The following is a 22507-nucleotide window of genomic DNA, read 5'->3' on the forward strand; positions in this document are numbered from 1 at the left end:
ATGGGCAACCTTCTGTATCTGGCGCACCGGTTGCCCTACCCCCCGAACAAAGGGGACAAGGTACGCTCCTACCACCTGCTCAAGCATCTGAGCGCCAGCAACCAGGTGTACCTGGGCACCTTTGTGGACGACCCGGATGACTGGCAGCATGTGGACACGGTGCGGGCACTGTGTACGCAACTGCATGTGGCTGGCTTGAATCCGCGCTGGGCCAAGCTGCGTAGCCTTATCGGCCTGTTGCATCACCAGGCGCTGGGCTTGCGCTATTACCGCAATGCCGGTTTGCAGGCGTGGGTGAATCAGGTGTTGGCCGAGAACCAGATCGACGCCATCGTCATCTTCTCGTCGGTGATGGCGCAATACATTCCAGTGAATTCACAGAAGTCGGTTCCCATGCTGGTGGACTTTGTAGACGTGGACTCTGCCAAGTGGAGCCAATACGCGGCCAACCACCGCTGGCCGCTATCCTGGCTGTATCGACGCGAAGGCGAGCGCCTGCTGGCGTTTGAGCGAGAGGTTGCCGCACGCGCACGCCGCAGCTTCCTGGTCACAGAAAACGAAGTGGCGCTCTTTCAACGGCTGGCGCCCGAGTGTGCCCAGAAGGTGGACGCACTCTGCAACGGAGTCGATGCCGAGTACTTTGCACCGGACCCGCAACGCGCCTCTCCCTTTGCCGTTGGCTCAACAGGTGACGGGGCAGTGTCGCTGGTGTTTACCGGTGCGATGGACTATTGGCCCAACATTGATGCGGTAGCCTGGTTTGTCAGCGATGTCTTGCCCCAGCTGTTGACGCGTTGGCCGGGGCTGCGCTTTTACATTGTCGGCCGCAATCCACCGCCCACCGTGCAGAACTTGGCGTCGCCTTCCGTCGTGGTCACCGGTACGGTGGCTGACGTGCGCCCCTATCTGCAGCACGCTACCTTGGTCGTGGCACCACTGCGTGTGGCGCGCGGCATTCAGAACAAGATCCTGGAAGCCATGGCCATGGCGCGACCGGTGATTGCATCGCGCGAGTGTGCGGGTGCGGTCTCGGCAGTCGAGGGCAAGGAACTCCTGTCTGCTGGCACCGCATCGGAATTTGTGGACCAGATCCAGGCGCTGCTGAATGCACCGGAACGCGCGGTCGCGGTGGGGCACGCCGGTCGCGAATGCGTGGTGCAGCATTACAGCTGGACTGCCCATCTGGGCGGCATTGACCGTTACCTTTCTTCCACGCCCGTATCCTGAGCATGCCATGACCAAAACCTTGACCAGTAACTCAGCCGTGTGGAGACAGGCGCTGACGGCATTTGTCGTGGTGGCTCTCGCATTTGTTCTGCTGTATCTGGACACGGGTGCATCCATAGTCGGCATTTGGTCACGCTCAGACACCTTTGCGCACGGCTTCCTGGTGCTGCCCATCGTGTTGTGGCTGGTCTGGCGCAGGCGGCATGTGTTGGCGGGCATTGCACCCGTGCCCAGCCTGTGGGCGGGCGTGTTGCTGGCGTTGGCAGGGCTGGCATGGTTGCTGGGCGAGCTGGCTGCGGTCAATGCGCTGAGCCAGTTTGCCATGGTCTCCATGCTGGTGCTGCTGGTGCCCACGTTGCTGGGGTATGGTGTCGCCGCCTCTATTGCATTCCCCTTGGCATTCCTGTTTTTCGGCGTGCCCTTTGGTGAATTCGCCATGCCGCAGCTCATGCAGTGGACGGCGGATTTCACGGTGCTGGCCCTGCGCGCCAGTGGCGTGCCGGTATACCGCGAAGGATTGCAGTTCATCATCCCAAGCGGTGCCTGGTCGGTGATCGAAGCCTGCAGCGGCATTCGTTACATCATCGCATCGCTGGCCGTGGGCACCCTGTTTGCCTACCTCAATTACCAGACCTTGCGACGCCGGGTTCTGTTCATGGTGGTTTCATTGCTGGTGCCCGTACTGGCCAACTGGATTCGTGCCTACATGATCGTCATGCTGGGCCACCTGTCGGGCAACAAGCTGGCTACCGGTGTGGACCACATCATCTACGGGTGGGTGTTCTTCGGGGTGGTGATCATGCTGATGTTCTGGATCGGTGCACGCTGGTCCGAGCCGGAACCGGACTTGCAGCCCTCCGCAGCCAATCCAGCCAATGCGGTCAGCGGCAGCGCACCGCGCCCACAGCGCTGGGTGCTTGCCAGTGTGATTGTCTTGATGGTGGTGGCTCTGCCGCCTCTTGGCCGCTGGCAGATACACCGTGCTGTGGCCGGCCTGCCGCAACCCAATCTGGCGGCTCCTGCCGAGCTGTCACCCGGGTGGACCGCTACGCCTGAACCGGCCCCCAAGTGGCAGCCTGTTTTCAATAACCCGTCTTCGCAGCTGACCACCAGCTATGGCAGTGGCGAGCGTGCAGTGAAGTTGTACATGGCGTACTACCGCAACCAGAATGCGGATCGCAAGATGGTCAGCTCCGACAATGTGCTGGTCAAGAGCCAGGTCACCGATTGGGCTCAGGTGGCCAGCGGTGTTCGCACCCTGCAGCTTGCCAACGGTTCGCTCAAGGTCCGCACTGCGGAGCTGCGCGGCTCGCCCATACCTGGCGTCGTCGGCGCCGAACGACTCACGGTGTGGCAGTACTATTGGGTCAACGGCACGCTCACTTCCAGTGACATGCTGGCCAAGATATACACGGCGCTCTATAGCTTGATGGGTCAGGGTGATGACTCGGCGGTAGTGATCGTGTATGCGCCCAAAGGGGAAGCCGGGCAGGGCGAACGTGCGCTGGAAGCATTCATGCAGGCCAACGCCTCGGCCATTGGCGCCTGGCTGCAATCCATTCGGCACTCAACTTACCAGTAACGCATCATGTGTGGCATAGCCGGACTTTTTGACACCCGTGGCAAACAGAACTTTGCCACCGAGCTGATCGCTCGCATCAACAACGTCCAGGCCCATCGCGGGCCGGATGAGCTGGGGCTGCATCAGGAGCCCGGCATCGCGTTCGGTCACCGCCGCCTGTCGGTGATTGACCTGGCCACGGGCCAGCAGCCGCTGTTCAATGAAGACCAGTCCGTGGTCATTCTGTTCAACGGTGAGATCTACAACTACCAAGAACTGGTGCCCGAGCTCAAGGCGCTGGGCCATGTGTTCCATACCCGCAGTGATACGGAAGTCATCATCCACGCCTGGGAGGCCTGGGGTGAGGCCTGTGTGCAGCGCCTGCGCGGCATGTTTGCCTTCGCAATTTGGGACCGCAACCAGCAGACGCTGTTCATGGCACGCGACCGCCTGGGCGTCAAGCCCATGCACTACGCGCTGCTGGACGATGGCACCTTTATCTTCGGCTCCGAGCTCAAGGTCATTACCGCGCACCCCGGCTTCAACCGGGCCATAGACCCGCTGGCGGTGGAGGAGTACTTCGCCCTGGGCTATGTTGCGGACCCCCGCTGCATCTACCGCGGTGCGCACAAGCTCACGCCAGGGCATACGCTCACCTTGCGCCACGGGCAACCCGTGCCGCCGTCCAAGCCATATTGGGATGTGCACTTCAGCCTGGACAACGCCATCAGCAGCCGTGACGCCCAAGCCGAGTTGATGCAACGGCTGCAGGAGTCCGTGCGGCTACGCATGATTGCCGACGTGCCCCTGGGCGCATTCTTGTCGGGCGGCGTGGACAGCAGTGCCGTGGTAGCCACCATGGCGGGACTTACCAGCACGCCCATTCGCACCTGTGCCATCGGGTTTGATGACCCGAACTTCAACGAGTCGGCGTTTGCACAGATGGTGGCTGACCGCTACCACACCGACCACCGGCTGGAAGTGGTGAAGAGTGATGACTTCGATCTGATCGATACCCTGGCCTGGCATTACGACGAGCCGTATGCGGACAGCTCCGCCATACCAACCTACCGCGTATGCCAGATGGCCCGCAAGCACGTTACCGTGGCCCTGTCTGGCGATGGCGGGGACGAGAGCTTTGGCGGCTATCGCCGCTATCGGCTGCATATGGCCGAAGAGAAGGCGCGAGGCATGCTGCCCATGGGCTTGCGTCGGCCGCTGTTTGGTGTGCTGGGCCGGTTGTACCCCAAGGCCGACTGGGCACCGCGCATGTTCCGCGCCAAGACCACCTTTCAGGCACTGGCCATGGACGCCGCAGAGGCTTACCAGCACAGCATGTCGGTGATGCGCAGCGATGAACGCGCGGCGCTCTATTCCGACGGATTCAAGGCACAGCTGGGCGGCTACGGTGCGGTGCAGATCTTTCGCGAGCACGCAGCGCGCTCCGGCACCGACGATCCGCTGGCCATGATCCAGTACCTGGACTACAAGACCTGGCTGGTGGGGGACATCAACACCAAGGTAGACCGAGCTGCCATGGCGCACTCGCTGGAGGTGCGCGAACCTTTGATGGACCACCAGCTCATCGAATGGCTGGCCACGCTGCCCAACAGCCACAAGATTCAGGGCCAGGAGGGCAAGTACCTTCTCAAGAAGGCCTTTGAGTCCAAGCTGCCCCACGAAGTGCTGTACCGGCCCAAGATGGGCTTCTCGGTGCCGTTGGCCAAGTGGCTGCGCGGCCCGCTGGCACAGCGAACGCGCGATTCCGTGCTGGGCCCGCGCATGCTCGACAGCGGCTACTTCAACCCGGCCACACTCAAGTCCATGGTGACGCAACACCAGAGCGGCCAGCGCGATTTCTCGGTGCCGCTGTGGTCGCTGCTGATGTTTGATGCCTTTCTGCGTCAGGCCGGCGACGGTCGGGCACCGCAGTAAGGTGGATTTCCGGGCTGCAGCAACGCACGCGAAACGCGGTCTTCTACCCTCGTCGCGTACGCTTATGATCGTGCCGTACAGGCTCTAAAACACATTTGTTGGGAGTTATTTTGAACAAGAGAAAAGTCGTTTTGGTTGGTGCGGGAAATATCGCCAAAACCCATGCTTCTGCATTGAGGGAAGTCGCCGGAACGGAATTGTTTGGCGTATTCGACATCAATCCCAAGGTTGCCGAGAGTTTCGCAAAGGAGTTTGGAGCCGCAAACGTATTCACCACGCTCGAGAGTGCGGCGGCCTCTGCCGCTGATGCGGTGCATGTCCTGACGCCGCCAGACCTGCATTTGTCCACCGCCATGCCTTTTGTTGAGGCCGGCAAAGCCGTGCTGATGGAAAAACCTGTGGGTGTGAGTACTGCGGAGTGCGACGCACTTGCAGCAGCCGCGCAACGCTCTGGTGCGGTAATCGGTGTGAACCAGAATCTGGTCTTCAACCCAGCCTACGTGCAACTACGGGAAGCCATCACCTCGGGCCGATTGGGGCGTCCGCGTTACATCAATTACGTGTACGAGGCTCCATTGCGCCAGCTCACGGGCAAGCAGTTCGGTCACTGGATGTTTCGCCAACCGCTGAACATCCTGTTGGAGCAGGCTGTGCATCCCATGTCGCAGATCGTGGATCTGGCCGGCAAGGTCAAAGAGCTGGTCACGCTGGCCGAAACGCCTGTAGAAATTTCCCCCGGAGTGGGGCTTCACAATGCATGTCAAGTGTCCATGCTGTGCGAGCGCATGCCTGCGAACCTGCGGTTCCACGTCGGCTCCAATTTCACGGTGTGTCGCATGACGGTGGTCTGCGATGACGGCGTGGCTGTTGCCGACATTTTCTCCAACCAGTTCCATACATTGGAACGCAGTGCCTACATGGAGCCTATCGATAACTGGCTCTCGGCACGTGCAACGGGCAAGCAGATCGCGTCACAGGGTTTCGCCGGACTGCGTGACTATGCGTTGGCCATGGTCAAGCTCAGGCCACGTAGTGATGCTTTCTATCTGGGTATGAAGGGCAGTCTGCAATCTTTCTATGCTGACTTGCAGGCACGTCAGCGACCCCGTATTGATTTGTCCTTTGGTGCCCATCTGGTCAATGTATGCGAGCAGGTGGTTACCGCGTTCAAACCCTTGCCTCCTACAGCAGTCGACCATCCGTCTTCTGCCAAAGCGGCGCCACAGGGCATCATCGTGGCCGTGCTGGGAGGCACTGGGTTCATCGGGGCGCACACGGTGGCAGCCTTGCTGCGCAAGGGATACCGCGTGCGTGCCATGGGGCGTGGCGCCGCAAACCTGCAGCCGGTGTTCTATGAACCGGGGGTGGAGATCGTCCGTGGCGATGTCAAACGCAAGGCAGATCTGGAGCGCGTGATGGCAGGTGCGGATTTTGTCGTCAATTTGGCCCATGGCGGAGGCGGAGCCAATTTCGAGGCAATTCGCGCGGCAATGGTGGATACGGCCGTGGCAGTTGCCGATGTATGCCGCTCCAGCAACATCAAGCGGCTAGTGCACGTAGGCTCCATCTCAGGCCTATATCTGGGCGATGGTGGTGATGTCATCACCGGCGAAACCCCACCCGATCCGCGGCCCTATACCCGCAATGACTACTCCCATGCCAAGGCGTTGGCCGATGCCGAGATGCTCAAGGCGCACCGCCAGGGCCTGCCTGTGGTTCTGCTGCGCCCCGGGCTGGTGGTTGGCGCTGGCACCTCGCCTTTCCACGGCGGTCTGGGCTTCTTCAACAATGACCAGTATTGTGTGGGCTGGAATGATGGCGGCAATGCCTTGCCCTGGGTACTGGTCGAAGACTGTGCGGATGCAATTGTTTCCGCGCTGACCTCTCCCAGCGCGCCTGGCAAGGCCTACAACCTCGTGGGGGACGTGCGCCCCAGTGCGCGCCAATACCTGCAGGATCTGTCCAAGGTGCTGCAGCGTCCCCTGCATTTTGTGCCGTCCTCTCCCACTGGACTGTGGTTGACGGAAATGGGCAAGTGGGCGGTGAAGAAAGTCGCCGGTCAGAAGGTCAAGCGCCCGTACCGACGCGACATCCTGTCGCGCGGTCTCAAGGCAGGATTTGATTGCTCCGACGCCAAGCGCGATCTGGGGTGGACGCCAGCATCCGACCCGCATGTATTCCACCAGCGCGCGCTGGCCGTGCACGCAGAAAGTTGAGACTGGACAGAAAGGTCTGAGCTGATGGCGCGCGTTATATTGCACGGTTTTTCGACATTCAAGTTGGGCGGTCCGCAAGCCCGGTTCGTGCAATTGGCCAATGCGCTGGGACCGGACTACCACCACGTGGTGGCGGCCATGGACAACTGCTTCGAAGCCGGTGAACGCCTGGGGCCGCACGTGAGTTGGGAGCGCCTGCCGTTGCCGAACCGTCGCGGTGGTGGATTGGCAAACCGCTCCACATTGCGAGATGTCTTGCTTGCCCGAAAGCCCGATGTTCTGTTCAGCTACAACTGGGGTGCCATGGAGTGGGCTGCAGCCAATTTGCCCAAGCTGGTTCCTCAGGTCCATGTGGAGGACGGGTTTGGGCCGGAAGAGGCGCAAAGCCAACTGCCCCGTCGCGTGCTGATGCGCCGTGCATTGCTGGGGTGGCGACCCCTTCCCGTGGTGGTGGCGTCGCGCAACCTGCAACGCATTGCGTTGGATGTCTGGAAGCTGCGTGCCCGCTACGTGCGTTTCATTCCCAATGGTGTGGTACTGCACGATGTGCCGCCCAGTGCGACTGCCAGCCCAGATCCGAGTGCACCGCTGGTGGTTGGCACGGTGGCGGGTCTTCGCCCCGAAAAGAACATTGCACGTTTGCTGCGTGCATTTGCCGCGCTGCGTGCGCGCCAGGCCGCACGCTTGGTCATCGTTGGCGATGGCGCCCTGCGGGCCGAATTGCAGCAGTTGGCCACCCAGTTGGGCGTGGCCGCTGACGTCGAGTTCGCTGGTTACCTGGCCGCACCGGGGACACGCCTTGCCCAGTTTGACCTGTTTGCTCTTTCCTCGGACACCGAGCAGCTTCCCATCGCCATGCTGGAAGCCATGGCCGCAGGTGTGCCCGTTGTTGCTACCCGGGTGGGCGACGTGCCGCACATATTGCCGGAGTCGGCAAGGGCGGGCTTGTCAGAACCGGATGATGCATCCTTCTGCGCAGCATTGTTGGGCGCGGTGGATGCACGCGCCGAGTGGCCGCGGTGGGTTGAAGCGGGCCTGAGCCAAGTGCGGCAGCATTATTCGGAGCAGGTCATGGTTGCCCAATGGCGGAAGCTGTTCGATGGTCGTCTTGACCTGGTGTTCGATGCGCCCCATCTTGGCGTGTCGTCAGTGTAGAGGCATTAGCGTATCATCTGAACGCGTTACCCGCGTGCCGCGCCTTCCAGGCATCCGAATGATCTACCGAAAAGAAATGATCTTGTCCATGCGGTCCTGTCTACGATTGCTGGTGTGCTTTGTACTGCTGGCTTGCAGCGTCAGTGGCTCCACTGCCAGTCTGTCTCCCGTTGAACCCCCGTCGCCTCGCAGCGTGGTGGTCGATCCTGCCCAGTGTGCGGAAGCTGTGCCACCAAACCCGGCTTCTCCGGCTATCGTGTTCCAGTTGGTGGACGGCGAGTGTGTGCGTATGATGACCCTGCTAGGGGCACATGGCCCGAACCTGCCCAGCCAGCCAGCGGTGCAAAACGCCACTGTGCCGCAGGCTCCCACCGCAGGGGAATTTCTGGATTGGGCTCAGCGCAGCTACGCGTCCCTGTTTCCTGGCAACCCGGCCAGCCAGAAGACGCAGGGCTACATCTTCCGTTACTACTCTGGCACCCAGATGTTGCTTGGTGTATCGGGCAGTTCCGTATACGCCATGGGGCCGCTGACCAAGGGGGCGCTGGTCCGATTGGGTAACCTGGGAGACTGGTCGTGCGCCGTGGCGCCTTCCCATTGCGAACATCCGGTTACGGCAACCGAAGCGGATGAGTCCGCCAGAAAGGTTGATGGGTATTCGGCCGAAACGTCCTACAGCAACAGCTATTGCAGCGACAACACCTATCCCAGCCAATGGGAGTGGAATCCGGCCACCGTGGACCCACAGGTGGTTGGCGCCACCTCGGGCACACCCCTTATCAAGCACATACGCAACAACGTGGTCATCGCCACCTACAGCCGGCTTTCGGGCGGACGCAGCAGGCCCAACAATGTGGACGGCAAGGACAATTCGGTGGGGCCGTTCCGGCGCCAGCTGTATACGCAGTGGAAGGACGGTGACGTGTTCGAGGTATATCCGGCTGTGTACGAAGGTGAAGATCAGCAGATCTTCATCGGCCCCAACGCCGAGAACGATGCTGCCTACTACGCCAAGCAGTTCGTGGTGCCCAGGAACATCACCGTGCGGGGTGTCACCGTCAACGGCGTGCGGCCCGTCATCAAGCTGCCGGCAAGCGGGGTCAGCAACAACACCCTGGGCCAGGGAATTATCTACATCGGCCAGTCGGAGAACATCACGCTTGAGAACCTCGACGTCGTCTCCAGCGACCGCAACGTACTGGTTGGCAAGGCGGGTATCTATGTCAATGGCGTACACAATCTGACGCTGAAGAATATCCGCGTCAGTGGCTTTCACAGGCAATCGGCCAACGGCATATTCGGCACGAACGCAAACAGCGGGCTGCTGTTGCTGCAGAACGTGGAGCTTGCTGACAACGGCGGGGGCGGTGGGCCCGAGCACAACATCTATATCAATGCCAGCCTGCGTGATCCCAATTTCACGGTCAAGATGACGGGCTCCTGGTCACACAATTCCTACTACGGCCATCTATTCAAATCGCGTGCCCAGATCAATCTGCTGGAAGGCAACTACTTTCAGGGCTCACGGTCTGCGCAGGGAGAGATGCGTGAGTCGTGGTTGGTGGACATCCCTGAAGGGGGAGACCTGGTTTTGCGCAACAATATTTTTGCCAAGAACTATTCCGGTGACTCTACCAATGGTGCTGCCGTTACCTACGGGGTGGAAAAAGGCGCGGGAACCTTTGACATGTCCCGTCCCTGGGCGCTGACCATCGAGCACAACACTTTTGTCACATTCTCGCGTTATTACGACAGCTTGAAGCACGAGACGTATCCTTTCTTCCTCAATAGCAAGGCGCCTGTGGCGCCAGAAAACCTGCACATCCGCAACAACGTATTTGTTGGCTATTGCCAGACCCCATCACCGAACTGGAAGGCTGGCACTTATTTCGGCACCGGTTATTCCATTGTCAATTTCAATGGCATAGACCAGTCGTTCCGCCTTCGCAATCCGATTCAGGTGAATTCCAGCACAGTGGTGGGTACGCCGGGATATCAGCATCAGCAGTTTGTTAGCCCTCGACGTACCAACACTGTTGGTGCCGTGGACTAGGGGGGAGCACGCAGCCGTCCGGCCAAGTGCCTGCGGCCATGGCTTCGAGGCGTGACTACGGTAGAATCAACACCTTTCGCACGAATAATTCGCCCATTCTTTTGCAGCAGGAAAGTGCCCAGACTTTCTGGCTGTCCGCCAACGGGAAGCTGGCTTGGCCCACCCAAACCGCAGAGCAAACGGGTAACTGTCTATGGTTGAATTGCGCGCGTTGACGTCCTTGCGTGGTCTGGCAGCGTTTTACGTGGTGCTGCTACATTTTTCGACTGCCTTCGAGCACCACGCCGTAGCCACCATCCCGTCACTGGCACCGCGAGGGTACCTTGCCGTTGATCTTTTCTTTGTACTCAGCGGCTTCATCATGACGTACTCCTATGCGGCGGACTTCCGACAATACGGATTTGTGCGTGCCGCTCCATCCTTCATGATCAAGCGCGTTGCCCGTCTGATTCCGCTGCACTGGTTTATCACATTTGCACTATTGACCTATACATTGGCTGTATCGCCAGGGTTCACTGGTTCGGTCAAGCCAGCGTTTGAATCCGCGAACCCGGTGCGAGATGTGATTTTCAATCTTTTGTTACTGCAAGGTCTGGGACTTGCTCCCAACATGAATGGTCCGTCCTGGTCAATCAGTGTTGAATTTTTCGCCTATCTGGCGTTCCCCTTGTTCCTGAAACTCGTTTTTCACACAAGTTCTTGGATTCGAGGTCTGTTGGCAGTCGGGGCTGTACTTGCACTGGCAGCAACTGCCATGCATGGGCATCGGCTGAGTCTGGAAACGCAAACGGTATCGTGGACTTTGGTCCGCTGTTTTTCAGAATTTGTGCTGGGCATGGTGGTGTATCACAGCTATTCCATGGATCCCCGTGCAAAGCGCTTTGGCACCGATGTCGTCCTTTCCATCATGTTGTTGATTGCGGCCACCATGATGTTGCTGCGCCTGTGGGACCTTGTGGCGGTTTTGACGTTTCCGTTCATCATCCTGGGCGTTGCATACAACAGCAGTTGGGTGACCAGGGTGCTGGACCATCGCTTCATGTACTTCATGGGGGTGATTTCTTTTTCCCTATACATGATTCACTACCCTATTGCGTACCTGGAGCTCAGTCTGGTCAAGCAACTGCATTCCCAAGCGCTTGGTCAGACGGCGGCCCTGGCCGTTGCGTTTGCCGGCTCACTTACGACCATCCCGATCGCTTGGTGCACCTATCGCTGGATAGAATACCCGGGTCGCGACATCATCCGTTCATTGGCAAGGCGATTTGCTGTAGCCCGTGAATGAAGTCGCTTCAAACAACAAGGGCGTAGCGCTCTATCCAAGGGGGAGTGATCTGGCACATTCATCTGGCACGAAAAGCTCGATGCACACCGATGCAGGTGGAGGTATTTGGAGCTGGGTAGCTGCGCTGCTGACGCTCACGTATGTGCTGCTGTTGGTCCGTTATGCTTGGATTGGCTTTTCCGAGAGTGATGACGTTTTTTATGCCACGGCGGCTCAGCAGTGGGTAGGGCACTTTCACCTGGCAGCAAACCACTGGGGACTGCGTCACGCCATTGTCCTGCCTATGGCTCTGGGGTTTGCGGTGTTTGGCCGCAACGAGATGACACTCGTATTTCCCTCGCTGCTGTACTTCGTGCTGCTTCTCGGTTTGAGCTTTGTCTGTGTGCGCAGGATAGCGGGCTATTACGGCGGCCTTCTCGCCGTAGCGCTGGTGGCCTCCACGCCGGTGATCGTCTCCGGCGCTTCCTGGGTAACGACCGACCTGCCGGAGACCTTTTTCCTGTTAGCTTCCGTTTGGCTGTTTCTATATGCTCTGGAGACGGGAGGCCGCGTCTGGCAGTTCGTCTTGTGCGGCATCTTTGCTGGCTTGGGACTGATCACACGGGAGACCAGTGTGGTTCTTGCCGTGTTCTACGGCATTCTGATGATGCGGAACTATGGCGGGCGGCGTGACATCTACCTCTGGATAGGTGTTGGCGTGGCGCTCGTCCTGGCCATTGACACCGCGTACCTGGCGGGCAGTAGCGGCGACTTGTTGTACAGACTGCATATAAGCCAACAGGGTGTGAAAGGTGACAATCCTGACATGGTGGGCCAATTCCAGACCCAGCAAGGGCTTGACCGGTTTGGCTCGTTGACTGCACCCCGCTGGTTGCAGGCCTGGATTGTGTTGTTCTTCAACCAGAATTTTGGCATCTTGCCGTGGTTGGGTCTGGCGGCAACGGTCTATCTTTCCGTCAAGGCTGTGGCCCGCATCAGAACTATCAGCCGCATGGTTCTATTGCTGGCAGCGGTATGGTTTCTGGTGATGTCATTCGTGTTCACGTTCTTATGGCTCGTGCCGCGTTACCAAATTCTCACAGCCACCGCCCTGGCCATGCCGCTTGCAATCTACCTTGCGGACACGATTCGCAAAGGGCGCATGGTGGTGGCAGTGGGTGTTGTCTGTGCGGCCGCGGGGTTTGCTTTGCTTGCCATTGGTGTATCGGACCGCAATCCTCTCTTTGGGGAAAAGGCGCTGGCACACATTGCAGCACAGGGCACCGCTTCCAGGATAAGTACGGACCCTGGCACTTTGCGAGGTGCGGCATGGCTGCTGGATGCAAACGAAAGCGCACAACGTGTTGTCGCTGAGCCGCCTCGTCCGGGCGATCTGTATTTCTTCTACGACCGGCCAAGACGCGGCCTGCCGAAAGACTGGCCCGTTCAGCGTCCGGGTTCCGACTGGATTGAGGTTGCGCAAATGCAGGAGCCGCCACGTCCCATGATCGCGCTGATATTCGGCATGGGCCTGGACCATGTGTTGCCGGATGCCGTGGCACGCAAGCTCAATTTCCAGCCGCGTCACGCCGCCTTGTTCCGCTTGCCCGCGCCACCGTTGCCGGCAGGTGTGCAAGATTCCACCAGCCGCTGAATCGATGCCCCGCCTGCTCCACGACCTGGTCCCACATTGAATAGATAGAATGAAACTATGGCAAACACGAGCTTCCGAAATCTGAAAGTCGCTGTCCTGGTGCCTTGCTACAACGAGGGTCAGACCGTTGCCAACGTGGTGCGAGACTTTCGAAAAGCACTTCCTGAGGCCGTCATCTATGTGTACGACAACAATTCCAAGGATGACACGGTAGCCCGTGCAAAGGAAGCGGGCGCCGTCGTTCGTGGCGAGCGGTCCCAGGGCAAAGGCAATGTGATTCGTCGAATGTTTGCGGACATCGATGCCGACCTGTACGTCATGGTGGATGGAGACGACACCTATGACGCCTCCTGTGTGCCCTCTTTCTTAGAGTACATGCTGGCAAACAACCTGGACATGGTGAATGGTGAGCGCATCCATGAAAGTGAACAGGCTTACCGTTTCGGGCATCAGTTTGGCAATCGCCTGTTGACGGGGCTGGTGGGCACTTTTTTCCGCAAGGAATTCAATGACATGTTGTCGGGCCTGAAGATATTCTCGCGCCGCTTCGTCAAATCCTTTCCTGCGCTCACGCGTGGCTTCGATATTGAAACCGAGTTGACCGTGCATGCGCTGGAAATGCGTATGGCTGTGGGCGAAATGACGGTGGCGTACCGAGAGCGTCCGGAAGGGTCGATCAGCAAGCTGAGCACGTACCGTGACGGTTGGCGGATCCTCACAACCATTGCGCGCTTCCTGAAGGAAGAGCGTCCCATGCAGTTCTTCGGTGCCTGCGGAGCCGTGCTGGCCATTCTGAGTCTGGGTCTCTCCGTGCCGCTGATCATGACTTTCCTGGAAACTGGCCTGGTGCCCCGTCTGCCTACGGCAGTTCTGGTGGTTGGCTTGATGTTGACGGCTGTTCTCAGCGTGACGGCAGGCCTGATCCTCGATACCGTCACCCGTGGCCGCCAGGAGATGAAGCGACTGCTGTATCTCTCGGTTCCTGCCACCCAGGGGGAACGTGTGTGAGCCACGGCGTGCCGCGCGTTCCCGATGCCACAACCCATGCGTGATTTTGCGCGCTTCATGGTGGTGGGGGGAGTCGGCTTTGGGGTCGATGCGGGCGTGATGATGGGCCTGCTGCGATTGGGTGCCCCCCTGCTAGCGGCACGTCTGGCATCCTTCGGCTTGGCCGTCACCGTCACATGGACCCTGAACAGGGCCTGGACGTTTTCACACCCGCAGCCGCGCAGGGCGCGCCGCGCCTACATTGAGTACCTTGCTGGTCAGACCATGGGTGCCGGCATTAATTTTTCAGTTTTTTTTCTCGCCCTGGCATGCTGGACTGACCTGAAGCAGTACCCGCTGGTTCCCTTGGCCTTAGCCTCGGGTGTTGCCATGGTTTTCAATTTTCTGGTGGCCAGGCATCTCGTGTTCAAGCCGGGACGCGGCTAGCTGTGTAGTTCCAAGTAGCATTCGTTTTTGCCACTTCGGAGGCGTTTTGAAAGGGTAGGCATGAAGATTTCCGTTTTTGGTTTGGGGTATGTGGGCGCCGTGTCCTGTGGCTGCCTTCCCGAACTGGGTCACGACGTGATTGGTGTGGATACCAATCCGCTCAAGGTCAAAATGATCAACGATGGCCAGTCACCCGTGGTGGAAGATGGCATCAATGAGCTGATTGCGTCTGCCGTCCAGGCAGGCAAGCTCCAAGCCACTCCTGACGTGGAGTATGCGGTGCTCAATACCGACGTTTCGCTGATTTCGGTGGCCACGCCCTCCAATCCCGATTATTCGCCCAATCTCACGGCGGTAGACGCCGTCATTCGATCCATTGGTCAGGTGTTGCGCAAGAAGAGCACGCCGCACGTCGTGGTATTGCGCAGCACGGTCCCGCCTGGCACCACCGAAGGCCGCATATTGCCCATTCTGGAAGAAAGTTCCGGGCGCAAGGTGGGACAGAACCTGTCGCTGGTGTTCAACCCCGAATTCCTGCGGGAAGGCTCTTCCGTCAAAGACTTTCACAACCCGCCGCAGACCGTCATCGGCAGCCTGGATGAAGCGGGGTACCTGGCTCTGGAGCAGATGTACGAAGGCCTGCCCGGTCAGTTCGTGCGCACCAGCAACGCCGTGGCCGAGTCGGTCAAGTACCTGTGCAATGTGTTCCACGCAATGAAGATCGTGTTTGCCAATGAAGCCGGGTCGGTGCTCAAGGCCACCGGCCTGGATGGTCGCGAGGTCATGAAGATATTCTGCAACGACGCGCAACTCAATATCTCTCCAGCGTATCTGCGCCCGGGATTCGCCTTCGGCGGCTCATGCCTGCCCAAGGAGGTCAAAGGCTTCCTGACACTGGCTCGTGGCCTCAACGTTCCCATTCCCGTGCTGGGGGGCCTCCTGGATAGCAACGAAGCGCACATCAAGCGCGCATACGATCTGATCGCCCGTGACGGACGGCGCAAGGTGGCGCTCTTCGGTCTGGCATTCAAGCCCGGCACGGACGACATGCGTGACTCGCCGCTGGTGGCGCTGGCAGAGCGGTTGCTGGGCAAGGGCTTTGACCTGTGCATTTATGACGGTTTTGTCAAACTCAGCCGCCTGCTGGGCAAGAACAAGGAATTCATCGAGCGAGAAATTCCGCACCTGGACAGGCTTTTGCGCGAATCGCCAGAAGCTGCACTCCACGACGCCGAAGTGCTTGTCATCGGCCATGCCGAGCCGCAGGTGCGACAGCTGATTGTTTCCCGGGCAAAGGGACGGCGCATTGTTGATTTGTCGGGCTATGCGGAGTTGCGCAACCTGGACGGCGTTGAGTACGAGGGCATTTGCTGGTGACGCCACGCAAGCCTCGGCTGGTCTTCGTTTCGCCGGTCTTTCTTTTCCCCAACGATGCGGGCGGGAAGATACGCACCACCAATATTTTGCGTGGACTGAAAGGTGGCGCCTTTGACATCACGCTGGTCAGTGTGGCTGATGAGGCCCAACAGCGGCGTTGGGCTGCAGAGATTGCCGGCGTGTGCGACCGCTTCGTTGCGTGGCAACCGGCACCAGAGCGGCCCAAATGGTTGCGTGCACTGGACTTGTTGCGCGAGCTGCCCGTCAACGTAGTGGCTGACCGCACAGAGGCCGGCGCCAACGCTGTGCGGCAACTGGCGCAGGCGCCGGGTGATCTCATCGTGTTTGATTTCGTGCACAGCGCGGTACTCATGCCTGAGCAACTGCAGCAAGCCAGCGTGTGTTTCACCCATAACGTGGAGGCCGAGATCTTTGCGCGTCACGCCAGCAAGGCAAAAGATGGGGCGCGACGATGGATGTGGTCCTCCCAGTACCGCAAGATGGCCCGCTTCGAACGCGACGCGTTGGAGCGCTTCACCACCGTCATTGCCGTCTCGGAGCGCGACGCGCAGTTCTTCCGGAATTCCTATGCCATAGCAGACTGCCACGCCATTCCCACTGGCGTGGATCTGGATTTCTTTTCCTGGCAGGTTCCGCCGCCCGTGGATGGGGCGCACCCCCCCACAGTGGTGTTTACCGGTTCCATGGATTGGACGGCCAACATCGATGGAGTGCAGTACTTCTTGAATGAAGTCTGGCCTCTCATTCTGCGGCGGCAACCCGATGCGCGCTTCGTGGTCGTCGGGCGGAATCCCCCGAATACGCTGAAGGCACTGGGACAATCCGCGCGCAACGTGGAGTTCACTGGATTTGTGGACGACGTCCGACCCTATGTGCATGCGGCCCATGCCTTTGTCATACCGCTGCTGGTGGGTGGAGGCACACGCATCAAGGCCTTCGAGGCCATGGCGATGGGTTGTCCCATCGTCTCCACGTCACTGGGCACGGAAGGTCTCGGCGCTGAGCCGGAGCGTCACTTTCTGGAGCGTGATGGCGCACAGCCCATGGCCGATGCCGTGTTGGCACTCTTGGAGGATGCGGCGTTGCGGCAGCGCATATCAAGCGAGGCACGCGCAGTTGTGGACCAACGCTTTGGCCACAAGGTTGCGGCTGAAGTGTTCGAGAAGATCTGCCTGGGTGCCTTGGAGCGCCACCGCACCCATGCTGTCACCCGCTGAACCCGTATGACTGCCCGCCCCATCCGAATCCTGCTTTTTTCCACGCTGTATCCGAATTCGGTGCGCCCCATCCACGGCATATTTGTGGAAACCCGGTTGCGCGAATTGCTCAAGTCAGGCCAAGTGCAGGCGAAAGTCGTAGCGCCGGTCCCTTGGTTTCCCTTCACACATGCGCGATTTGGTGAGTACGCCCTGCACGCCCGTGCACCTCGCTTCGAAGTGCGCAACGGCATCGAGGTTTACCATCCACGCTACTTTCTGCCCCCCAAAGTCGGCATGAACCTCGCGCCTTCACTGCTGTGGCGCGGCGCATTGCCAACCATTCGCAAGCTGATTGCCGAAGGATTCGATTTCGACCTCATCGATGCGCACTACTACTACCCCGACGGTGTAGCCGCCAGTTACCTTGCCAAGGCATTGGGCAAGCCCTTCACAGTGACGGCACGCGGCACCGATCTCAACCAGATACCCGAATTTGCGCGCCCGCGCCGCCTGATACTGGAGACTGCCGCCCAGGCAGGTGGCTCGATCGGCGTTGCCAAGGCGCTGATGGTGCGACTGGCCGAATTGGGGGCCGACCCGGCCAAACTGCATGTGATGCGCAATGGTGTGGATCTGGAGCGGTTTTCTCCCCTGCCTCGGGAAGTCGCCCGCCAGCAACTGGGCCTGCAACTCCAGGTCCGTTACCTGCTGTCTGTCGGGCATCTGATCGAGCGCAAAGGGCATGACATCGCCATCTCTGCGCTCCCCCTGCTTCCTCCCGATGTGCAGCTGTTGATCGTTGGCGCGGGCGCAGAGCGTCACAATCTGGAGGCGCTTGCCCAGCGCCTAGGTGTCAAGGAACGTGTGCGCTTTGCCGGCGTGGTGCCCCAGACCGACTTGAAGTGGTGGTACAGCGCTGTCGACGCGCTGGTGCTGTGTTCCAGCCGGGAGGGGTGGGCCAATGTGCTTCTGGAATCCATGGCCTGCGGCACGCCGGTCATTGCCAGCAATATCTGGGGCACGCCGGAAGTGGTCGGTTCCCCCGACGCCGGCGTGCTGATGCCCGAGCGCACGCCAGCGGGATTGGTGCAAGGCTTCGAGGCCCTGTATGCGCACTATCCGGAGCGCGATGCGACGCGCCACCATGCGGAGTCCTTTTCCTGGGACGCTACCACCCAAGCGCAGCTGCAGTTGTTTTCCGACATTCTTGGCAGAATGAACAGGGGAGGTATCACAAGTTGATTGAAGCAGGACTCCTGGCGCTCGCCCTGTTCGGCATGATGCTGTTGATCTGGAATGTCTATCGCTCCAGCAAGCGGGGCGCGCGCAAGACGTTGGGCATTTTTTCGTACGCTGAGTTGCTGGAAAAGCCAGTTAAACCCGCAAAGCCCGGGGCTGCCAAGAAGGTAAATCCGCATGCGTGACCTGATGTTGTTTGGCGCCATGCTGGTGTTTTTTGCACTCGCAGTGGGCAATACCTTCATTGCCTATATGCTGTGGGGCTGGGCGGGTTTGGCTGCCGTCAATTACTACGTCTTCGGCTTCATGCAAACGCAGCCGATCGTGCAGGTATTTGCCATCATCACCCTGGTCCTGATAGTGATGGGCAAGGATGATGAGCGACAGCCTTTTGCCCTCAACCGTACATCCAGCATATATCTGGTCTACACCGCTCAAGCGCTTGTATGCGCAACGCTGGCTTACCCAGATCTGGCGCGAAATTGGGAATTGGCCGTCAACCTCATCAAGACTCTTTTGTACTGTGTGCTGATGCCCATGGTGCTGACCAGTCGTTACCGCATTCACGCCTTTGTCGTCATGCTCGCCATAGCCACTGGTCTGCACGGGCTGCTGGATGGGCTGAAGTTCATAGCCAATGCCGGCAGGCACGTCGCCATGGGCATAGGCAAGTTCGGGGACAACAACCATTTTGCGCTGGTGCTCGTGATGTCGCTTCCCTTGTTGATTTATATCTCGCGCTTCGTCAGCAGCAGGCTAATCAAACTCGGCTTCATGGGTGTCACCGTACTTACCGTGCTGGCAGTTGTGGCCACCCATTCGCGTGGAGGCCTGGCCTGCATGGTCGCAGTGGCCTTGTGGTTCATTGCCACTAGCAAGCGCAAAATGGCGGGATTGCTTCTGGTGTCCGTATCTGCCGTTCTGGTGGTCGCCATGGCGCCTGCAGATTGGACCGAACGCATGAACACCATGCGCGATGCGGGGGCTGACAACTCCTTCATGCAGCGTGTCTCTGCGTGGAAAGTCAGCAGCGCCATCGCCCTGGAAAATCCTGTATTCGGTGGTGGTTTCCACGCGGTGCAGGCTCGCCCGGTGTGGGAGCGATTCCAGAATGCCCCCAGCCTGTTGCCCACCATTCAAGGCATGGACTTCAACATCGCGAGAGCTGCGCACAGCATTTATTTTGAAGTCATGGGAGATGGTGGCTTTCTGGGGCTGATCATTTTCCTGACTGTCTTCCTTAACGCCATTTTCACGGCGCGTACGGTGATCCGAGAAGCGATAGCGCTAGGCCCGGAATTTGAGTGGGCCAGGAACCTTGCAGAAATGCTGCTGTTGACCATCATTGCCTACTTGGCCGGCGGCGCCTTGTTATCTGCGGCCTATTTTGAGATGCCCTACATCGTCTGTATGCTGCTGGAAGTGCTAAAGCTCCACCTTCGCCGCGAACGACGTCTCACAGACTCCAACGGCGCCCGCAAAGTGGTCGCATAGTGGGCGCTGCGTTCAAGCCCGCAGCAAGTTGCGGCCACTGAGGTCCGCTTCGTCCACTTGCAGCATGCCCAGAAGTGTGGGCGCAATATCAAGGATGGAAACCTTCTGCGGGTGTTGCGTATGCCGTCCGGACTTGACCCAGAAGCATCCATCCGGGTGGTGGCGCCCGCTCTTGATTTCCTCAATGCGATAAAAAACACCAAAGAACGGTGTCGCAGATTGCCCCACTCCCAGATTCAACTGGGCATCCGATGCAATTTTCTGGTTCAACTTGCAGCCGAAATACAGACTGGTCTCGGTATTGGTCGGTTCAATACGAAACACTTCCACGCCGTCCACGGTCACCGCTCGCAGGCGCTGCTCTGCGACGTTGCGCATGGCTGCATTGGCGAAATGCATCACGTACTGGTGGGTCATTACGGGGGCAAGCTCGGTCCATGCCAGGCCCAGTGATTTCAGCAGATCCTCAACCCGTCGTGGCCGGTAAAAATGCTGTCCTCCGGTGGCCTCATATTTCAGAAACGGCTGTTGACTGAGGGCTGTGGCGAAAACGAGGGTCGCACCACACTCTTCCTCCAGCTGGAAGAAATCACCCAGAAGCCGGTCCATTTCCTGGTAACCAAACAACACCGCGTCACCGTGCTTTCGAATGTCTTCGTCACCGGGCTTTACAGTGAAGGCATCGGGATCCATGCAACGCCAATAGCTGTGTTGCAGATGCGCCGTGCTATTGGCAAAGAAGGTCGAAAAATCCGGCCGGCGCGTTAGCTGGTAATGACGGAATACATCAAAAAGCAATTTGTCCAGGATGGTGGCACGTCTCCACGCGGATTCACCACCATTGCGCCGCTCCGATAGGAGCTGGCGCAATATAGCCATGACAGTCTTGGCCCTGAGCCCGTGACCCACCATAAAGCCCAGAAAGCGCAGGACGTCGCCCAATTGGAGTCCCCTGTCGGCGTTGCTGTACTCTTGTACTTGGCTGGCTACGAATCGATGGAAGTCCTTCAGCTCGGCAGGGAAGGGTGTCTCACTGGTACACCAAGGGTCAGGAAGGAACACGCTTCGTTCGTGGGCAAGTCCCTTGGTATTCATGCTCGAGCAGTTCCATACCACTTTGTTCTTGTCCAGCAGGCGCTGCCAGATATCGCGCTGGGTGGCACGGGGGCCGTCGGTCAGGTGGAAGACCTGATGGTCTCGGAAGGGAACTCCCGTGTGCAGCGAATACCACTGAATCCAGGGCTCCAGATTAGGAGCCTCCTTCTCATCGGCTTCCGTGACAAAGACATCCGAATTCTCGTGAAATTTCTTGAAGTTGGGGAGCTTCCCTTCGGCCATCCAACGGTCCAGAAGGGATGGGCACAATTCGTTGAATTCAATCAGGATGACAGGGTTCATCTTACGGTTCTCCAATTGTGAAAACGAGACGTGATGCCCTGGCGAGAATCCAGTGTGCATAGCGAATTCCCCCCTTGGGAACCGGGTGAACTCTACACGACTAGTAGAAAACCGAAAAGACCCGCAGATGCGAGCCCTCTGACGACGTTTTCACCACTGACGGCCTGATCAGCCACATGAACTAGAATTTTGTACAAACTAAATAGAGGCTAGAGGCGCAAAGTGCAATTAACTTCCTGGCCATTCACGGGCAAGAGACACAGATATGCCGGCACATGGTTGAGGAGGACTCGCCCCTAATGCACCCCACAAAATTGCTTCCGCTGCGTTACCTTGCGAGCAAGAAACTGTCGGTCTTCCTATTCCACAAGGTGCCGGGCCAGGTTGACCCGTTGATGCCGTACGACCTGGACTTGTGCTCTTTTGAGCAATTGCTGGACTCCGTTGTGTCTGCTTTCAATGTCATTCCCTTGGACAAGGCGGTTGCGGGTTTGCTAGGCGGCAATTTGCCCTTGCGCGCAGCTTGCATCACCTTCGATGACGGTTACGACACCTGGTTGCCGGGCGTCATACCGGCGCTGGAGCGCCGCAATATGCACGCGACCTTCTATATCACCACCGGGCAATTCGAGGGACGGCCCTTGTGGCACGAGCGCATTGCCAATGTGGTGCGTTGTGCGCCTGGCCCGCTGCTGGACATCGTGCATCCGGCGTGCGCCCCGCTGCCCGTTGGGACACTGGAAGAGCGCTCTGCCGCCGTGGTGCAGCTCGAGCGGTTCTTGAAGTACTTCGCAGTGGAAGCGCGAGACGAATTGCTGCACCGTATGGAGTGCGCAGTGGGAACCGGGCCCGAGCACGTGACACGTATGTCCACGCAAGATCTGCGGACCATCCACAACCGTGGCTTTGGCATCGGTGCCCACACCGACAACCACCCCATATTGGTGTACTGCGACCAAGCCGCCGCCATGCGGGAAATAGGTGCGGTCAGGGAAACACTGGCGGGATACGTAGGGGGGCCGGTACGGTCATTCGCGTATCCGAACGGAAGGCCCTACGCGGACTTTTCGGCACAGCACGTGGATATGGTGAAGAAAGCCGGTTTCACGAGTGCAGTCACCACCCAGCGCGGGATTGGATTGGGCGGTGCCGACTGGGTGTACCAGATTCCACGCTTCACACCGTGGGGACGAAGCTCCCTGAGCATTGCCCTGCAGTTGGCCAGAAATCTGCTGACTCCCGCCAGGTTCGTCGATGACTAATGTCTTGGATTGCGCAAG

The 22507-nt window shown here is 59.1% G+C and carries 17 protein-coding genes; 16 read left to right on the forward strand and 1 reads right to left on the reverse strand.

Annotated features, from left to right (window positions below; all coding sequences use genetic code 11):
* The 15 genes from AC1RMF_RS13850 (at position 1) to AC1RMF_RS13920 (ending at position 19829) form a co-directional block, all read left to right on the forward strand.
* Complete coding sequence (locus AC1RMF_RS13850) at positions 1–1227, forward strand: TIGR03087 family PEP-CTERM/XrtA system glycosyltransferase (protein WP_493142144.1); 1227 nt, start codon at positions 1–3, stop codon at positions 1225–1227.
* A 7-nt stretch (positions 1228–1234) separates the two neighbouring features.
* Positions 1235–2809: an exosortase A gene (gene xrtA / locus AC1RMF_RS13855; protein WP_493142145.1), complete on the forward strand. Its 1575-nt coding sequence runs from the start codon at positions 1235–1237 to the stop codon at positions 2807–2809.
* A 6-nt stretch (positions 2810–2815) separates the two neighbouring features.
* The gene (locus AC1RMF_RS13860) at positions 2816–4723 is read left to right on the forward strand and encodes an XrtA/PEP-CTERM system amidotransferase (protein ID WP_493142147.1); all 1908 of its coding nucleotides are present in this window, start codon (positions 2816–2818) and stop codon (positions 4721–4723) included.
* 110 nt (positions 4724–4833) lie between these two features.
* Positions 4834–6939: an NAD-dependent epimerase/dehydratase family protein gene (locus AC1RMF_RS13865; protein ID WP_493142148.1), complete on the forward strand. Its 2106-nt coding sequence runs from the start codon at positions 4834–4836 to the stop codon at positions 6937–6939.
* Between the two features lie 24 nt (positions 6940–6963).
* On the forward strand, positions 6964–8094 hold the full coding sequence (locus AC1RMF_RS13870; RefSeq protein ID WP_493142149.1) for a glycosyltransferase family 4 protein: 1131 nt from the start codon (positions 6964–6966) through the stop codon (positions 8092–8094).
* Between the two features lie 88 nt (positions 8095–8182).
* The gene (locus tag AC1RMF_RS13875; protein ID WP_493142150.1) at positions 8183–10147 is read left to right on the forward strand and encodes a right-handed parallel beta-helix repeat-containing protein; all 1965 of its coding nucleotides are present in this window, start codon (positions 8183–8185) and stop codon (positions 10145–10147) included.
* A 193-nt stretch (positions 10148–10340) separates the two neighbouring features.
* A complete protein-coding gene (locus tag AC1RMF_RS13880; RefSeq protein WP_493142152.1) occupies positions 10341–11432 on the forward strand; it encodes an acyltransferase family protein in 1092 nt (363 codons plus the stop codon).
* 79 nt (positions 11433–11511) lie between these two features.
* A complete protein-coding gene (locus AC1RMF_RS13885) occupies positions 11512–13065 on the forward strand; it encodes a glycosyltransferase family 39 protein (protein ID WP_493142154.1) in 1554 nt (517 codons plus the stop codon).
* Between the two features lie 57 nt (positions 13066–13122).
* Entirely contained in the window at positions 13123–14073 is a 951-nt protein-coding gene (locus AC1RMF_RS13890; RefSeq protein WP_493142156.1) for a glycosyltransferase family 2 protein, read from the forward strand.
* A 36-nt stretch (positions 14074–14109) separates the two neighbouring features.
* On the forward strand, positions 14110–14499 hold the full coding sequence (locus tag AC1RMF_RS13895) for a GtrA family protein (RefSeq protein ID WP_493142157.1): 390 nt from the start codon (positions 14110–14112) through the stop codon (positions 14497–14499).
* 60 nt (positions 14500–14559) lie between these two features.
* Entirely contained in the window at positions 14560–15876 is a 1317-nt protein-coding gene (locus tag AC1RMF_RS13900; RefSeq protein WP_493142159.1) for a nucleotide sugar dehydrogenase, read from the forward strand.
* Positions 15873–17114 (forward strand): glycosyltransferase, encoded by a 1242-nt coding sequence (locus AC1RMF_RS13905; RefSeq protein WP_493142161.1) that lies wholly within the window; start codon positions 15873–15875, stop codon positions 17112–17114. Before AC1RMF_RS13900 ends, AC1RMF_RS13905 begins: the two co-directional genes overlap by 4 nt.
* 6 nt (positions 17115–17120) lie before the next feature.
* Positions 17121–18338 (forward strand): glycosyltransferase family 4 protein, encoded by a 1218-nt coding sequence (locus AC1RMF_RS13910; protein ID WP_342618750.1) that lies wholly within the window; start codon positions 17121–17123, stop codon positions 18336–18338.
* Positions 18335–18520 carry a hypothetical protein gene (locus tag AC1RMF_RS13915; RefSeq protein ID WP_342618749.1) on the forward strand — a complete coding sequence of 62 codons (186 nt, stop codon included), beginning with the start codon at positions 18335–18337 and terminating at the stop codon, positions 18518–18520. Before AC1RMF_RS13910 ends, AC1RMF_RS13915 begins: the two co-directional genes overlap by 4 nt.
* Positions 18513–19829, forward strand: coding sequence for a putative O-glycosylation ligase, exosortase A system-associated (locus tag AC1RMF_RS13920; protein ID WP_493142163.1), 1317 nt, complete (start codon positions 18513–18515; stop codon positions 19827–19829). The genes AC1RMF_RS13915 and AC1RMF_RS13920 overlap by 8 nt, the downstream gene beginning before the upstream one ends.
* A gap of 12 nt (positions 19830–19841) precedes the next feature.
* Here the strand turns inward: AC1RMF_RS13920 and AC1RMF_RS13925 are convergent, their stop codons facing one another.
* The gene (locus AC1RMF_RS13925; protein WP_493142165.1) at positions 19842–21287 is read right to left on the reverse strand and encodes a hypothetical protein; all 1446 of its coding nucleotides are present in this window, start codon (positions 21285–21287) and stop codon (positions 19842–19844) included.
* Between the two features lie 239 nt (positions 21288–21526).
* Here AC1RMF_RS13925 and AC1RMF_RS13930 point away from each other — a divergent pair, with 239 nt between their 5' ends.
* The gene (locus tag AC1RMF_RS13930) at positions 21527–22489 is read left to right on the forward strand and encodes a polysaccharide deacetylase family protein (protein WP_493142166.1); all 963 of its coding nucleotides are present in this window, start codon (positions 21527–21529) and stop codon (positions 22487–22489) included.
* Positions 22490–22507: the final 18 nt, after the last annotated feature.

The sequence above is a fragment of the Rhodoferax sp. GW822-FHT04A08 genome (assembly GCF_058801025.1).

Coding starts and splice junctions, on each gene's coding strand:
- AC1RMF_RS13890 (WP_493142156.1), top strand. CDS start 13,123: ATGGCAAACACGAGCTTCCGAAATCTGAAAGTCGCTGTCCTGGTGCCT.
- AC1RMF_RS13925 (WP_493142165.1), bottom strand. CDS start 21,287: ATGCACACTGGATTCTCGCCAGGGCATCACGTCTCGTTTTCACAATTG.
- AC1RMF_RS13920 (WP_493142163.1), top strand. CDS start 18,513: ATGCGTGACCTGATGTTGTTTGGCGCCATGCTGGTGTTTTTTGCACTC.
- AC1RMF_RS13875 (WP_493142150.1), top strand. CDS start 8,183: ATGCGGTCCTGTCTACGATTGCTGGTGTGCTTTGTACTGCTGGCTTGC.
- AC1RMF_RS13930 (WP_493142166.1), top strand. CDS start 21,527: ATGCACCCCACAAAATTGCTTCCGCTGCGTTACCTTGCGAGCAAGAAA.
- AC1RMF_RS13850 (WP_493142144.1), top strand. CDS start 1: ATGGGCAACCTTCTGTATCTGGCGCACCGGTTGCCCTACCCCCCGAAC.
- AC1RMF_RS13860 (WP_493142147.1), top strand. CDS start 2,816: ATGTGTGGCATAGCCGGACTTTTTGACACCCGTGGCAAACAGAACTTT.
- AC1RMF_RS13870 (WP_493142149.1), top strand. CDS start 6,964: ATGGCGCGCGTTATATTGCACGGTTTTTCGACATTCAAGTTGGGCGGT.
- xrtA (WP_493142145.1), top strand. CDS start 1,235: ATGACCAAAACCTTGACCAGTAACTCAGCCGTGTGGAGACAGGCGCTG.
- AC1RMF_RS13900 (WP_493142159.1), top strand. CDS start 14,560: ATGAAGATTTCCGTTTTTGGTTTGGGGTATGTGGGCGCCGTGTCCTGT.
- AC1RMF_RS13910 (WP_342618750.1), top strand. CDS start 17,121: ATGACTGCCCGCCCCATCCGAATCCTGCTTTTTTCCACGCTGTATCCG.
- AC1RMF_RS13880 (WP_493142152.1), top strand. CDS start 10,341: ATGGTTGAATTGCGCGCGTTGACGTCCTTGCGTGGTCTGGCAGCGTTT.
- AC1RMF_RS13885 (WP_493142154.1), top strand. CDS start 11,512: ATGCACACCGATGCAGGTGGAGGTATTTGGAGCTGGGTAGCTGCGCTG.
- AC1RMF_RS13895 (WP_493142157.1), top strand. CDS start 14,110: ATGCGTGATTTTGCGCGCTTCATGGTGGTGGGGGGAGTCGGCTTTGGG.